The organism is Candidimonas nitroreducens, from assembly GCF_002209565.1.
Lineage (GTDB): Bacteria > Pseudomonadota > Gammaproteobacteria > Burkholderiales > Burkholderiaceae_B > Candidimonas > Candidimonas nitroreducens.
Genome location: NZ_NJIH01000003.1, coordinates 380,559 through 395,126 on the forward strand (window position 1 = coordinate 380,559; position 14,568 = coordinate 395,126).

Here is a 14,568-nt window from a genome sequence, read left to right on the forward strand (position 1 = left end):
TATATTAACTGATATTAATTAATAATGTTCAAATAATGGACTTTTAAATGAGCTATCAGTATATTCTTGTCGAGCACCCAGCCGAGGGCGTCGCTCGCATCTCACTCAATCGCCCTCAACTTCGAAATGCTCAAAGTAAGACGCTGCTTGTAGAGTTGAACCAAGCGCTGGTAGCGGCTGAGCACGATGAAACCGTTCATGTCATCATCATCGCGGCCATCGGCCCCCACTTTTCTTCGGGCCACGATCTGAAGGCGGCAAAGATAGAGCGGCCCAACCCTACTGTAGAAGAACGTTGGGAATATGAAGAAGAGCATTTCTACGAGTACAGCTTACGCATCCACGATCTGAAGAAACCGACCATCGCTCAAGTACAGGGCGGATGCATCGCCGGCGGCTTCATGATTGCCAACATGTGCGACCTCATCGTGTGTTCAGAGGATGCCTATTTTTGGGATCCGGTTGCTCACTCCATGGGGACGGCAAGCCTGGAGGTACTGGTTCATCCCTGGGTGATGAGCATGCGCAAAGCCAAAGAGTTTCTGTTTACCGGTCGCAAGCTAGGAGCCGCGGAGGCAGAGGCCATGGGCATGATCAATAAGGTCGTGCCCTTCGATCAACTCGAAGCGCAGACGCTTGAATTGGCAAAAATGATCGCCATGGCGCCGCCATTCGGCATCCGATTGGTGAAGCGCAGCCTGAATCGCACGTGGGATGCCCAAGGGTTTCGTGTTGCGCTTGCGGCGCACTTCGACCTGCATCAGCTTTCTCACGTCACCAAGGAATTCCAGGAGCACCTCGGGCGCGGCCTGGACTCGACCATCAAGCGTGCCAAGGATATGTCGCGGTGAGCAAAACAGCCAGGAATTTGGATCCGCTGCTTGCCCCAAAGTCATTTGTCGTGGTTGGAGCCTCGGCGCAGGCAACACGCATCGGCGGCCGTCCGCTACATATGGCTCAAGCGTTCGGGTTTCAAGGCAAGGTGTGCGGTGTGAACCCAAAATACACCGAGGTACAAGGCTTTCCGTGCTATCCCGATCTGTCTGCAGTGCCCTTCACCCCCGATCTGGCGATTATTGCCTTGGGCGCCCAGGATGTGCTGGAAACCCTAAAGCAGTGCGTTGCCAAGGGTATCAGGGCAGCAGTAGTCTTCGCGGGCGGTTTCGCTGAGACCGGAACAGACGAGGGATGCCAATTGCAGCGCGCGATTGCAGCGCTATGCGATGCAACGGGACTACTGCTGGCAGGCCCCAACGGCATTGGCCTGGTGAACGTTGCAAACAAGAGCTACGCGACTTTCATGAGCGCCATGCTCGAATCGCCGCCGATTCCTGGCGGTGTCGCAGTTGTTGCCCAGAGCGGAGGCGCTTGCATCGCCGTGCACAACAGCTTGCACGCTCGAGCCGTGGGCGAAAACTACATTTTGAATACCGGCAATGAAATCTGTGTCGGGTTTTCGGACTATGTGTCCTATGTGGCTGCGGATGCATCCACCAAGGTGGTAGCCGGCTACATTGAGGGCTTGGATGGCTCGGATGGCTTTGTTGAGCAAATGATTGCGCTGCGTAAGCGAGCGCTGCCAACGGTTCTTTACAAAGTTGGCGAGACTTCCGCTGGCGCTGATGCCGCAGCATCGCACACCGCTCGAATGGCCGGATCGCACAGTGTTTTCAAGACGGCTCTCAAGCAGTTGGGGGTCATGCGAGCTGACGATATGGAGCAACTGGCAGAACTCGCCTATCTTGCCCAGTTCTCCCGGAGAACCGCGGGCACCAGGGTTGGCATTCTTACCACTTCTGGCGCCTTCGCAGCCATTCTTACAGATAAATTTGTTGCTGCGGGCTTGACCGTGCCCAGGCTGTCAGATGACCTCCAGGCTGCAGTACGCCCGCATGTTCCTGCCATTGCCACGATCGTGAATCCGGTCGATATCACAGCCAATGTTGTCAATTCACCGGACGGCTTTGAGGACGGCTTGCGTGTGCTGCTGCAGGCAGAGGAACTGGATACCGTCGTTTTCTTTTCTACTGCCAACTTGATTGATGGATTGACACCGCAGTTGATCCGAGCCGTTGGAGGCTCGGGAAAGCTGCTTTGTGTGCTTGTAACTGGGCGATGCAAGCGGGTTGCCGATCTAGAGGCAGCTGGAATTCCCGTCTTCAACGACACGGGCCGTGGGGCGAGCGCGATAGCGACTATCGCGCACTGGAATGTGCAGAAAGAGAAGTGGCAGCACTGGCCTCGGCCGGTTGAGCAGAATCTGGTGCGGCGTGAGGCGGCGCTCAGCCTCCTCGGCAAAGCAAGGGCAGGTGGCCGCCGGGCCTTGAACGAGAAAGAAGGGAAAGAAGTCCTGGCGCTTTATGGCGTGCCCGTTCCCAAAGAAGGCACGGCCGCGCACGCGCAAGAGGCACTGCGGCTTGCCGAGTCGTTCGGCTATCCGGTGGTGCTAAAAGTGTTGTCGCCCGATATCGTGCATAAGTCGGAAGCAGGCGGCGTCAGGCTTGGACTGAATTGCGCGGCAGAGGTGGCGCATGCCCATGACGACATCCTTGGCAGCGTATATCGGCATTGTCCCGAGGCGCGGATCGAAGGGGTTCTGGTGCAACAGCAGGCTGCTGGGGGCGTCGAGTTGCTCGTCTCGTGTGCGCAAGACCCGATCTTTGGCCCGGTTCTGACTCTTGCTGCGGGCGGTGTGGCCGCGGAGCTGATTTCGGATGTCGTCCAGCGCGTGCTGCCGATTTCCGTGCGCGAAGCGGGCGAGATGCTTGCCGAACTCAAGACCTACCCGTTGCTTGCGGGCTTTCGGGGTGCGCCTGTGGCGAATTTCGACGCGGTTGCAGAGACTCTCGCAGGAATATCCCAATTGGGCATGGAGCTCCGGGATGACATCTCTGAGATTGAAGTCAATCCAATCATCGTACATCCAGGCGCGGCCAGCGGTGGCCTCGTCGCTGTCGATTGTGTTGTCAAACTGAGATAAACGCCATGTACATCGATTTCAGCAGCAAGCCACCCACTCCCGAGTTTCAAGATCAGGGCAGCCATATGGCGAACTACAACCATGTTTACGAAAGATCGAAGAGTGCGGTGGCCAGCGCTCGCGAATCTTCCGATGCAACACTGCTGGCCCAGTACCTGGATGTCTATGAGCATACAGGTGCGAAGCATGTGATTCTCAAAGGACGAGACCTCGAGAGCACCTATGGATTCAAGGTGTCGAATGAAGATGTGGCTGCCTTCTGCATGCAACACGGCCCTCGATACATCGGCTACGCCGGCATTGACCCGCACAAAGGCATGGCGGCTGTTCGAGACCTTGAGCACGCAGTGAAGAATTTGGGCATGCGTGGATGCAATTTGCCTTGCTTCGAACTGAAGCTGGCGATCAATGACCCACGGATGTATCCCATCTACGCCAAATGCATCGAGCTGAATATTCCCGCCGTTGTGCACTGTGGAGTCAACTTCTCCACGACTTCTCCCATCAGAAACAGCCATCCCCAGTTGCTGGACGATGTCATGGTGCACTTTCCCGAGCTTCGGGTGATTGCAGCGCCGCCTGGCTGGCCATGGGTTCAGGAGCTTATCTCCGTAGCTTGGCGTCATCGTAATGTGTACATCGCGCTGGCTGCTGTTCGTCCCAAGTATCTGGCAACTCCCAACAGCGGATACGAGTCGCTGTTGCAATACGGTACTACCGTCCTGAAGGATCGAGTCATCTTTGGCTCTGCGTTCCCTCTTATGCCCGTAACGCAAGCGCTGGACGACATCCAGGCCTTGCCCATGAGCGATGAGATTCGCTGCAAGTGGCTGCACGACAACGCAGTGCGAGCGCTCGGCCTAGTCTAAGTAAGGCATCATTTTGGAGAAATTGAATGAATCTTTTGGCTTTCTGTCGTGCGTTTTTTCGTCCCGTTGCCGTCGCCTTGGCGACGCTTTGCTTCACCGTCCATCCTGCTGCTAACGCGGCAGATCTTTATCCATCCAGGCCTGTAAAAATCATCGTAGGCTACACGCCGGGCGGATCGTCGGACACGGTTGCGCGCTTGCTCGCACGCAATCTACAGTTGGAGCTCAAGGAAAGTTTTATCGTTGAAAACAAGCCGGGCGCCGGGGGGTTATTAGGGGCGCAGGCTGTCGCAAAATCACCGGCCGATGGATACACGCTGTTGATGGCAATCAGCAGCCACACTATCCTGCCGTCAGTGCATAAGAAGATGCCCTACGACACGGAAAAGGACTTCCTGCCAATCGCGACGGTTGGCACGTCTCCGAATATGCTGGTGGTACGTACCGATTCTCCATGGAGGTCTTTGGCGGACTTCATCAAGGCCGCCAAAGCTGCTCCGGGAACTATCAGCTATGCCACTCCAGGCATAGGCACGACGACCCACGTAACGGCCGCTATGGTGGCGCAAGCAGCAGGCATTCAAATCAACCACATCCCCTATAAAGGCTCGAACGAAGTGATGCAGTCGGTGCTATCCAAACAAGTTCCCCTTGCCGTGGCATCTATCATTACCGCCGGGGCCGCCATCCGTGACGGCCGGCTTCGGGCGCTGGCCATCGTCGGCCCCGAACGTTCGCCGCTGCTGCCGGACGTTCCGACTTTTGAAGAGCAAGGCATCAAAGGAATTCTTGGCGATAACTGGCTCGGCCTCCTGGCGCCTGCACATACCCCTCAGGCCATAGTAAGCAAACTGGAATCCACAATCAAAGGCTTGTTGGCCCAACCCGAGATACAGCGTAGCCTTGAAGCCCAAGGGGTGGCTCCGCAGTTTGGCACCGGTGCGGCCTTTGGCAAGACGATCAGCAGAGAGCTGAAGGTGTACGCCGAACTCTCCAAGGTAACCAAGTTCGGCGGCTGAGGCTTGGTGGCTGAGACCGCGCTGAAATGCAGTGGGTCTCGGTGCCACGTTTGTTCCACGTAAGTGCATGCCCTGATTAGAACGGCGGATCGTCGTCGTCCGGCACGCTCTGGACGGCCGCCGTCTTCGAGGCGCGCTTGGCGGCGGTCTTGCTGGCCGCCTTTTTGGCGGGCGCCTTCTTGGCTGCCGCTTTCTTTGCCGGAGCCTTCTTCGCGGCCTTGGCCGGCGCCCCCGCTTCCTGCGCCGCCGTCGCGCCCTTGGCAGCCGTCTTGGTGGCGGTTTTCGCGGCTGTCTTGGCGCCCGGTTTCTGCGGCCGCGGTTCGAACTCGAAGCCGATCTTGCCGTTGGCCTGCTTGACCAGGAAGGCCTTGAACTTGCGGTTGGTGCGGCTGGAAACGAAGCCGTCGAGCAGGTCGGTGCGGCCGTCGGCCAGCAGCTTGCGGAATTGCTCGGCCGAGATTTCCTGCTGCAGGATCACCTTGCCGGAACGGAAGTCGCAGCTCTTGTCCGGGCCCACCGACTTCTCGCACACATAATTCATGCCGTGCTCGTACACGCTATGGCCGCACTTCGGACAGCTGCCCAGCGCGGTCTGGCCCGAGAAATCCACGGGCTCGGCGTCGTCGGCATCGCTCTGCCCGAAATCGAATTCCAGCTTGTAGTCGCCGGTGATGCGCAGGATCGCGGCGAAGGGGCGGCCCATCTTGCTGATGAAGCCCGACAGCGGCCCGATTTCGCGCTTCTGCAGCAGCTCTTCGACTTCGGAAATCTCGAAAGTGCGGCCGCCCGGATGCTTGCCTATGGAAAAGTCGCAGTTGGTGCAGGCGTAGCGGCGGTAATTTTCCTTGACCACGCCGCCGCACTTCGGGCAGGGCGTGGACAGCGTGGCGTAGTCGCCCGGCACCGTGTCGCGTTCGTATTCCTTGGCGCGCTTGACGATGACCTGGGTCATCTGCGCGATTTCGCGCATGAAGGCCTGGCGGTCGAGCGCGCGGTGCTCGATCTGCTTGAGCTGGTGTTCCCATTCACCGGTCAGCTCGGGCGAAGTCAGCTCGTTCACGCCCAGGCCCGACAGCAGCGTCATCAGCTGGCGTGCCTTGGCGCTGGGGATCAGGTCGCGGCCTTCGCGCCGCAGATAGCCTTCGTTCAGCAGGCCTTCGATGATGGCCGCGCGCGTGGCCGGCGTGCCCAGGCCGCGCTCGGACATGGCCTCGCGCAGCGCTTCGTCGTCGACCAGCTTGCCGGCGCCTTCCATGGCCGACAGCAGCGTGGCTTCGTTATAGCGCGCCGGCGGCTTGGTGACCAGGCCGCGCGCCTCGATCTCGTCAGTCTTGACGGTCTCGCCGTCTTCGACCGCCACCAGGTTGGTGTCGTCGCCCTGCGCCTCGCGGCCGTAGATGGCCAGCCAGCCGGGCTTGACCAGCACCTTGCCCTCGGTCTTGAAGTGATGCCCCGAAACCTCGGTGATGCGCGTGGTGACGCGGAATTCGGCGGCGGGGAAGAACACCGCCAGGAAGCGCCGCGCCACCAGTTCGTAGATCTTGCCCTCGGCTTCGCTCAGTTCGCGCGGAATCTGCAGCGTCGGGATGATGGCGAAGTGATCCGACACCTTCTTGTCGTCGAAGATGCGCCGGTTCGGCTTGACCCAGTTGTTCTCGCACAGGGTTTTGGCAAAGGGCTGCACGCTGGCCGCGGCCGCCGAGCCGCCCTGGGACAGCGCCTGCATGGTGCCGCGCACGGTCTGCAGGTAGTCTTCCGGCAGATAGCGCGAGTCGGTACGCGGATAAGTCAGCGCCTTGTGGCGTTCGTACAGGGCCTGGGCCAGCGCCAGCGTGGTCTTGGCCGAGAAGCCGAAGCGCGAGTTGGCCTCGCGCTGCAGCGAGGTCAGGTCGAACAGCGCCGGCGACATCTGCGTGGACGGCTTGGATTCTTCCGTTACGGTACCCGGGCAGTCGCGGCAGGCGGCCACCACGCTCTGGGCTGCGGCCTGCGACCACAGGCGCGAGTCGCGCTGTTCCGGGTCTTGCTCGTTCTTGGTGAACTTGGGGTCGAACCAGCGCCCGTTATAGAAGCCTGCGGCGGCTACGAAGGTGGCGTGCACTTCCCAGTAGTCGCGCGGCACGAAGCGGCGGATGCGTTCCTCGCGCTCGAAGACGATGGCCAGCGTGGGCGTCTGTACCCGGCCCACCGGGGTCTTGAAGAAGCCGCCGTCCTTGCTGTTGAAGGCGGTCATGGCGCGCGTGCCGTTGATGCCCACCAGCCAGTCGGCCTCGGCGCGCGAGCGCGCCGCCGCCTCCAGCGGCTTGAGGGCCTCGTCGTCGCGCAGGTTCTCGAAGGCCTCGCGGATGGCGGCCTGGGTCATGGAGCGCAGCCACAGCCGCTTGATGGGTTTTTTCACGCCGGCATACTGCACGATGTAGCGGAAAATCAGCTCGCCCTCGCGCCCCGCATCGCAGGCGTTGATGACGGCGGAGACGTCCTTGCGCTTGAGCAGCCGCAGCAGCAGCTTGAGGCGTTCGGCCGATCTCTTGTCGGTGGGGCCGAGTTCGAACTGCGGGGGGATCACCGGCAGATGGGCGAAGCTCCATTTGCCGCGCACCGGGTCGTTGGGGGCCACCAGGCTCAGCAAATGGCCGATGCTGGAGGCGAGCACGTAGCGCTCGCTCTCGAAGTAGTCGCCCTCGCGGCTGAAGCCGCCGAGCGCGCGTGAAATATCCAGGGCCACCGAGGGTTTCTCGGCGATGATCAGCGTTTTAGTCATGTAATTCCAGTTACTGCTTCTCGGCAGTGATAGCGCGGATGATAAGTGGGGAAACTCGCACAGTGCAAGTCAAGCCCCTGCCGCGCATGGCTTTTTTATCCATAAATGGATAAATAAATCTCCTGTATCGGAGTTTGTCTTGGCTTTGGAGGCCGATCTGGCGGCGCTTTCCCGGCTCGCGCCCGTCCGCTGGCGCGGCGAGGCTGCTCCGGGGCCATGTCGCGGGCAGGCGGCCGTTGCGCCGCAGTGCCGTCCAACGCCGGCAGGCCCATACATCGCCCGTTCCGCTCGCCAGTGCGGCTCCCTTTTAGGGCAAGCTTGGCTCAAGTGTTTACCGGGTTTTCGTGGCGCTTGCCTAACGAGGATGGCAGTTGCGGCCACCCCCGAGGATGAAAGAGGCTTCTTTCACATTAATGCAATGCTTCGAAGCATGTAAATACCTGAACTGAAATGCTCTATCTAGTGTGTGCAAGCCCTAATGCGGCCCGTAGCGGGCCGCCCACTGCGTCTGGGCGCGCTGCCAGAAATCGTCCAACCCATTTGCCGCCAGCGGCGCGAAGCGCAGGTGCCGCCAGGCGGCTTCCAGCATTTCCAGGGGGCGGCTGCAATCCAGGGCCGCGGCATGGTTCTGCTTCGACAGCTTGCGCCCCTGCGCGTCGCAGACCAGCGGCACGTGCATTACCGATGGCGGGCTCAGCCCCAGGCTGCGCGCCAGCATGCGCTGGCGCGCGGTGGAGCCCAGCAGATCCGCGCCGCGCACGATGTCGCTGACCTGCTGCTCACCGTCGTCCACCACCACCGCCAGCTGGTAGGCCCACAGGCCGTCGGCGCGCCGCAGCACGAAGTCGCCCACTTCGTGCCGTACGTCCTGGCACTGTGGGCCCAGCCAGCGGTCGTCGAAGCGTTCCAGGCCCGCCGGCACCCTGTAGCGCCAGGCGCGGGCCGTACGTCCCGCCGGCAGGCCGTTGCGGCAGGTGCCCGGATACGGCCTTTCGGAATAGGACTGCTCGGGGGCGGCCGGCATCGACTGGGCGAGGCCCGGCCGGGCCTTCCCCGGATGCGCCCGGCCTGACACCTGTGCGAGTCTGGCCTTTCGGGCTTCCGTGGCCTGCGCCGGCCAGTCGGCGCTTTCTTGCCCACGCGCAGGCGCGTGTTGTAGCTCCGGGAGTCGCCACTCCGGGAGCCGCTGCTCCGGGAACTGCCGCTCGGCAAGCCGCGCCTGCCGTATGGCTTCCTCGATTTCCCTGCGCGTGCAGGCGCAGCCGTAGACCAGGCCTTGCGCGGCCAGGCGGTCGTAGGCGTGCTGGTACAGCGCGTGGCGCTGCGACTGCCGGACGACCGGCCCGTCCCAGTGCATGCCCAGGGCCTGCAGCTGCTGCATGATGACCCGATCCGCCCCGGCCACGCTGCGCGGCGTGTCGATGTCCTCGATGCGCAGCAGCCAACGCCCGCCATGGGCTCTGGCGTCCAGATAGCTGGCCAGCGCCGCGGCCAGCGAGCCCGCGTGCAGCGGGCCGCTGGGGCTGGGAGCGTAGCGGCCGACATAGCCGGCCCGGGAGGCATTGGCGGATAAGGTCATGGACGGTGACGAGGGCGTCGCGGGGCGTCGGGCACGGTTGCAGCCGGCAGTGTCCGCGGCCGCCGCAGCGCACTAATATATATACCTGCGATATGTGCGGGTACGCACACGCTGAGGCGGATATATGGCGCGTTGCGGCGCGCCGCTATTCCGGCGCGGCAATGGGCGATATCCCGCTGGCGTATGCGCCGGCGCGGCAGGCTAGTGCGACGGCCGGCTGTGGTCGTCGGTAAGCAGCTCTTCGAGCACCAGGTGCTCGATTTCCGCTTCCTGGCTCCAGAGCACCATCAGGGCGATGATCTTGATTTTCTGCAGCGAGATCGGCGATTCGTTGGTGGCCTGGGCCCGGTCGATGACGATTTCGCGCAGCACGCCCGGCAGTACGCCGGAATTTTCCAGGAAGCTGATGAAGCCTATGGCTTCGGTGCCCAGGCTGCGGTATTCGTGATCGGTGAAGATGCGCCGGCTGTCGTCCTGCGGATGCTGCGCGAACTGTACGCATTGCTCGGTGGTCTGGGCCAGGCCGTACAGCCAGTTGAGTGCCTCGTCGATGTCGTCGTGTTCAAAGCCCGCGGCGGCCAGCTTGTGCGCCAGCACGTCGGCTTCAGGGCATGCCTGCGGAGTGTAATAATTTTCGAATAAGTAAACCAATATATCGAACATAGGCGATTCGGGTTGCCCCTTAGAAGTTTCGATGTGTCAAGGGTTAACCGGGCAAGTCACGGTGACTGTACGCTGATTTGCCGGTGCGGGCAACCCGCCTCGGGCGGCCGTGCCGGATGGTGTTGGGTGGCGGCATCATGGCCGTGCCGCGTGCCCCGGAAAAGCGGCCGGGCTGCCGCCGCGGACACGGCAGGCATAGCGGGGGCGCCGGAAAAAATATTAGACAAATCGCGGTCTGAAGACCGATAGTTGTGGAAAATCAATCGCCGTAATGCCGGCGGCCTTTCCCGGCCGGTGCCATACAACATACAAGACGGAAGCGAAGCCACTGCACATGATCGAAACGCTGGAACTTGCAGCCATTCCCGCCGAAGACGAGCGGCTCAGGCATGAAATACGGGCCTTCCTGGCCGAGAGGCTGCGCGATTTGCCGGCCGACCGGCGGGCCCGCTCCTGGCTGGGCTACGACGCGCAATTCAGCCGGGCGCTGGCCGGCCACGGCTGGCTGGGCATGACGCTGCCCACCGAATATGGCGGTGCCGGGCGCAGCCAGTTCGCCCGCTTCGTATTGTCGGAAGAGCTGCTTGCCGCGGGCGCGCCGGTTTCGGCCCACTGGATCGCCGACCGCCAGAGCGCGCCGCTGATCCTGAAGTACGGTAGCGAGAGCCAGCGCCGCTTCTACCTGCCGCGCATATGCCGGGCCGAGGCCTTTTTCTGCATCGGCATGAGCGAACCGAACTCGGGCTCGGATCTGGCCAGCATCCGCAGCAACGCGCAGCCGCGCGAACCGGGCGGCTGGCTGTTGAATGGCAGCAAGATATGGACGACGAACGCGCATCGCTCGCACTACATGATCGCGCTGGTGCGCACCAGCGGCACGGCCGCCGACCGGCACCAGGGCCTGTCGCAGCTGATCGTCGATCTGTCCCTGCCCGGGGTATCGATACGCCCCATCACCGACCTGGCCGGCGACGCGCATTTTTCCGAAGTCTTCTTCGATAACGTGGAACTGGGCGCGGACGCGCTCATCGGGCAAGAGGGCAATGGCTGGCAGCAGGTGAATGCCGAGCTTGCCTTCGAACGCAGCGGGCCGGAACGCCTGTATTCGAGCATGGCGCTGGTGCAGTGCTGGCTGGACTATTGCCGGCAAACCAGCATGGACGACGACGCCACCCGCAGCAGCCTGGGCATGATCCTGGCGCATTTGGCCAGCTTGCGCGCCATGTCGCTGGCCATCGCCCGCAAGCTGGCCGAGGGCCAGAGCCCCGCGCTGGAGGCGGCTCTGGTCAAGGACATGGGTACCGAACTGGAGCAGCGTATTCCCGACCTCATAGCCCAGGCGCTGGGCCGCTGTCCCGATCGGCCCGTGCCGCCGGAGCTGTTGCGTACACTGGCCTACCTCGAACAAATGGGCCCCTCGTTTTCGCTGCGCGGCGGAACGCGGGAAATCCTGCGCGGCATCATTGCCCGCGGCCTCGGACTGAGATAAGGGGCATGTAATGGATTCACTCTTCGGCGATGCCGCACGGCGCTTGCTGGCCGAGACATTTTCCCCGGAAGTCCTGGACGCCGCCGAACGCGGCGAGCCGCCCGGCCACGCATGGCAGGCTATAGAAGACTCGGGCTTTCTCGATGCCTTGGTGCCCGAATCGTCGGGCGGCGCGGGCCTGCGCCTGCCCGACATTCTGCCCCTGGCCCTGGCGTCGGGCGCGTGCGGCATAGGCGTGCCGCTGGTGCAGACGCTGCTGGCGCGCGCATGGCTCGACGCCGCCGGGCATACCGCGCCCAGCGGCCCGATTGCACTGGCCGCTTTCGGCGTGGACGTAGACAAGCAGCGGATAACGGCCCGGGCGGTTCCCGGCGCGCTGGGCGCGCAATGGGTGCTTGCCGATACGGGCGAAGACATTTTGCTGCTGTCCGCGCAGGCCGCCGTTCGTACTCGCACCGAAGGCCATGGCAACCAGGACGCCGATCTGCGCTGGCCGGCGGGCGCAGGCATTGATTTTTCCTGCCCGAAGCAGGCAGCGAATTCGGGTTCGGATAAAACCAGCCTGGCGGCCATGCTGGCCGCCGCTTGCTCGGCGCTGATGGCGGGCGCCATGGAACGTGTGTTGGCGTTGACTACCGAATACGCCGGCCAGCGCGTCCAGTTCGGCAAGCCCATAGGCCGCTTCCAGGCCGTCCAGCAGCAGCTCAGCGTCATGGCGGAATATGTTTGGGATGCGCGCATGGCGGCCCAACTGGCTTTTCAAAGCGATGGCGCGCTGCCGCGGCCGCTGCTGGCGGCGCTGGGCAAGGCCCGTACCAGCACCGCGGCGCCCGTCGTGGCCGACATTGCCCACGCCGTGCACGGCGCCATCGGTATTACGCAGGAATACGCCTTGCAGCGCTACACGCGCCGGCTGCGCGAATGGCGCCGCGCCGCCGGCGCCGAGACCTACTGGGCCGGCATCATCGGCGCCGATGCGCTGGCTGCCGATTGCTCCGCCTTGGACTATATCCGGCAGTCCCTGTTCACGGTGACCGAGTGACGGCTGGTACGTCTATGATTGAACGGCTGCGCATGGCCATCGGCGCGCCGATCGGTGGCGGCGCCTGTCCCGGCGCCTTCTGGCATCGCCGCATTACCGCTGACTAGGAAAACCATGAAACCATTACTGAATTTCGACCGGGACGACCGCGGCGTCGTTACCCTGACCATGAATGACGACGCCACGCGCAATGCCTTGACCGGCAGCGCGATCGTGGACGAGTTCCTGGCGGCCTTCGAGCGCATCCAGGCCGATCACGGCGTGGGCGCCGTCATTATTACCGGCAGCGGCAAGGCGTTTTCGTCGGGCGGGAATATCGCCGAGATGGGCCGCCAGACGCGGCCGGAATACACGCCCTCGGCGCTGCGGCACGAATACCGCCAGGGCATCCAGCGGCTGCCGCTGGCGCTGCAGGCGCTGGAAGTGCCCACCATCGCCGCGGTGAACGGGCCGGCGATCGGCGCGGGCTGCGACCTGGCCTGCATGTGCGACATACGCATCGCCTCGGAACAGGCCTTGTTTGCCGAAAGCTTCGTCAAGCTGGGCCTGATTGCCGGCGACGGCGGCAGCTGGTACCTGCCGCGCCTGATCGGCATGTCGCGCGCGGCCGAAATGACATTTACGGGCGATGCCGTCAGCGCCAGCCAGGCGCTGGAATGGGGCCTGGTCTCGCGCGTGGTGCCGGCCGCTGCCTTGATGGACGAGGCCTACGGCCTGGCGCATCGCATCACCGCCAACCCGGCCGACGCGCTGCGCATGAGCAAGCGCTTGCTGCGCGAAGGCCAGTTGGGCCGCCTGGACACCGTGCTGGAAATGGCTGCCGCCTTCCAGGCCCTGGCCCACAAGTCCGACGAGCACGCCCGTGCGGTGCAAGACTTCCTAGAGCGGCGCGCGGCGCGCAAGAAATAGGCGGGCTGCCTGTAAAATGGCGCCAAGGAGGGTGGCCCATGCAGATGCTCAATCCCGTGGAACACATGGCGGCGCCGGCCGCGGCCCGCGTAGGCGACACGCTGGCCGATGTCGACACGCCCAGCCTCATCCTCGACCTGGATGCCTTCGAAGACAATCTGCGCATGATGCAGGCGCTGGCCGAGCGCCACGGCGTGGCGCTGCGCCCGCATGCCAAGGCCCACAAGTGTCCCGACATCGCGCTGCGCCAGATCGCCCTGGGCGCCCAGGGCATATGCTGCCAGAAGGTCACCGAGGCGCTGCCTTTCGTGGCGGCCGGGGTGCGCGACATCCACATCAGCAACGAAGTCGTGGGCGCGCCCAAGCTGGCGCTGCTGGCGCGCCTGGCCGGCAGCGCCCGCATCAGCGTGTGCGTCGACCACCCCAGCGCCGCCCAGGCCCTGTCGGCTGCGCTGGCGCAGACCGGCGCCACTGCCGGCGTGCTGGTGGAAATCGATGTCGGCCAGAAGCGCTGCGGCGTGCAGCGGCCCGACGAAGCCGTGGCGCTGGCCCGTACGCTGGCCGGCCTGCCGAATCTTGAATTCCTGGGCCTGCAGGCCTACCACGGCGGCCTGCAGCACAAGCGCTCCATCGGCCAGCGGCGCCGCGGCGCCGAAAAAGCCGCGCGCCAGGTGCGCCGCTATTTGCGCGCCTTCCAGCAAGCGGGCATGCCCTGCCCGCGGGTCAGCGGCGGCGGCACCGGCAGCGCGCTGTTCGACGCGGCCGGCCAGGTCTATACCGAAATCCAGGCGGGTTCCTACCCCTTCATGGATGCGGACTACGCCCGGCTCGACTGGGGCGATGCCTTATTGCTGCGGCACAGCCTGTTCCTGCTGGGCACGGTCATGAGCACGCCCACGCCCGAGCGGGCCATCGTCGACGTCGGCCTGAAGTCCACCAGCGCGGAAAGCGGCCTGCCGCGCGCGGTGGCGGGCAAGGGCCTGCACTGCGTCGCCATCAATGACGAACACCTCATCCTCAAGGCCGACCACGCGCGCGACCGCCCCTCCCTGGGCGCCAAGCTGCGCCTGATACCCGGCCATTGCGACCCCACCTTCAACCTGCACGACAGCCTCGTCGCCATGCGCGGCGATCGGGTCGAGGCCATCTGGAGCATCTCCGCCCGCGGCCTGAGCCGCTGAGCGGCACAAGGCCCGGGTGGGCCTCAAGGCACAAACCGCAGCGATAGCCGTAACTGTCGCGAGGCAGGGCCTCTGG

The 14,568-nt window shown here is 63.5% G+C and carries 11 protein-coding genes; 8 read left to right on the top strand and 3 right to left on the bottom strand.

The window, feature by feature from the left end:
* Positions 1 to 47 precede the first annotated feature (47 nt).
* Genes CEY11_RS05430 through CEY11_RS05445 form a run of 4 tightly spaced genes read left to right on the top strand, consistent with a single transcriptional unit; the run spans position 48 to position 4,868 of the window.
* Positions 48 to 851: an enoyl-CoA hydratase gene (locus CEY11_RS05430; RefSeq protein ID WP_088602336.1), complete on the top strand. Its 804-nt coding sequence runs from the start codon at positions 48 to 50 to the stop codon at positions 849 to 851.
* Positions 848 to 2,980: an acetate--CoA ligase family protein gene (locus CEY11_RS05435; protein ID WP_158215187.1), complete on the top strand. Its 2,133-nt coding sequence runs from the start codon at positions 848 to 850 to the stop codon at positions 2,978 to 2,980. Before CEY11_RS05430 ends, CEY11_RS05435 begins: the two co-directional genes overlap by 4 nt.
* A 5-nt stretch (positions 2,981 to 2,985) precedes the next feature.
* A complete protein-coding gene (locus tag CEY11_RS05440; protein ID WP_088602338.1) occupies positions 2,986 to 3,849 on the top strand; it encodes an amidohydrolase family protein in 864 nt (287 codons plus the stop codon).
* Positions 3,850 to 3,875: 26 nt separating this feature from the next.
* A complete protein-coding gene (locus CEY11_RS05445) occupies positions 3,876 to 4,868 on the top strand; it encodes a Bug family tripartite tricarboxylate transporter substrate binding protein (RefSeq protein WP_088602339.1) in 993 nt (330 codons plus the stop codon).
* Between the two features lie 76 nt (positions 4,869 to 4,944).
* Here the strand turns inward: CEY11_RS05445 and CEY11_RS05450 are convergent, their stop codons facing one another.
* From CEY11_RS05450 to CEY11_RS05460, 3 genes are all read right to left on the bottom strand, one after another.
* Positions 4,945 to 7,629 carry a DNA topoisomerase III gene (locus CEY11_RS05450; RefSeq protein ID WP_088602340.1) on the bottom strand — a complete coding sequence of 895 codons (2,685 nt, stop codon included), beginning with the start codon at positions 7,627 to 7,629 and terminating at the stop codon, positions 4,945 to 4,947.
* Positions 7,630 to 8,104: 475 nt separating this feature from the next.
* Positions 8,105 to 9,208 carry a tRNA glutamyl-Q(34) synthetase GluQRS gene (gluQRS, locus tag CEY11_RS05455; RefSeq protein ID WP_088602341.1) on the bottom strand — a complete coding sequence of 368 codons (1,104 nt, stop codon included), beginning with the start codon at positions 9,206 to 9,208 and terminating at the stop codon, positions 8,105 to 8,107.
* Between the two features lie 201 nt (positions 9,209 to 9,409).
* Positions 9,410 to 9,871, bottom strand: a complete 462-nt coding sequence (locus CEY11_RS05460; protein ID WP_088602342.1) for a DUF494 family protein — start codon at positions 9,869 to 9,871, stop codon at positions 9,410 to 9,412.
* A 334-nt stretch (positions 9,872 to 10,205) separates the two neighbouring features.
* Between CEY11_RS05460 and CEY11_RS05465 the strand changes: the two genes are divergently transcribed.
* The 4 genes from CEY11_RS05465 to CEY11_RS05480 all read left to right on the top strand — a co-directional run bounded on the left by CEY11_RS05465 (position 10,206) and on the right by CEY11_RS05480 (position 14,492).
* The gene (locus CEY11_RS05465) at positions 10,206 to 11,360 is read left to right on the top strand and encodes an acyl-CoA dehydrogenase family protein (RefSeq protein ID WP_088602343.1); all 1,155 of its coding nucleotides are present in this window, start codon (positions 10,206 to 10,208) and stop codon (positions 11,358 to 11,360) included.
* Positions 11,361 to 11,370: 10 nt separating this feature from the next.
* On the top strand, positions 11,371 to 12,402 hold the full coding sequence (locus tag CEY11_RS05470) for an acyl-CoA dehydrogenase (RefSeq protein ID WP_088602344.1): 1,032 nt from the start codon (positions 11,371 to 11,373) through the stop codon (positions 12,400 to 12,402).
* Between the two features lie 114 nt (positions 12,403 to 12,516).
* A complete protein-coding gene (locus CEY11_RS05475) occupies positions 12,517 to 13,311 on the top strand; it encodes a crotonase/enoyl-CoA hydratase family protein (protein ID WP_088602345.1) in 795 nt (264 codons plus the stop codon).
* A 38-nt stretch (positions 13,312 to 13,349) separates the two neighbouring features.
* Positions 13,350 to 14,492 (top strand): DSD1 family PLP-dependent enzyme, encoded by a 1,143-nt coding sequence (locus CEY11_RS05480; RefSeq protein ID WP_233154728.1) that lies wholly within the window; start codon positions 13,350 to 13,352, stop codon positions 14,490 to 14,492.
* Positions 14,493 to 14,568: the final 76 nt, after the last annotated feature.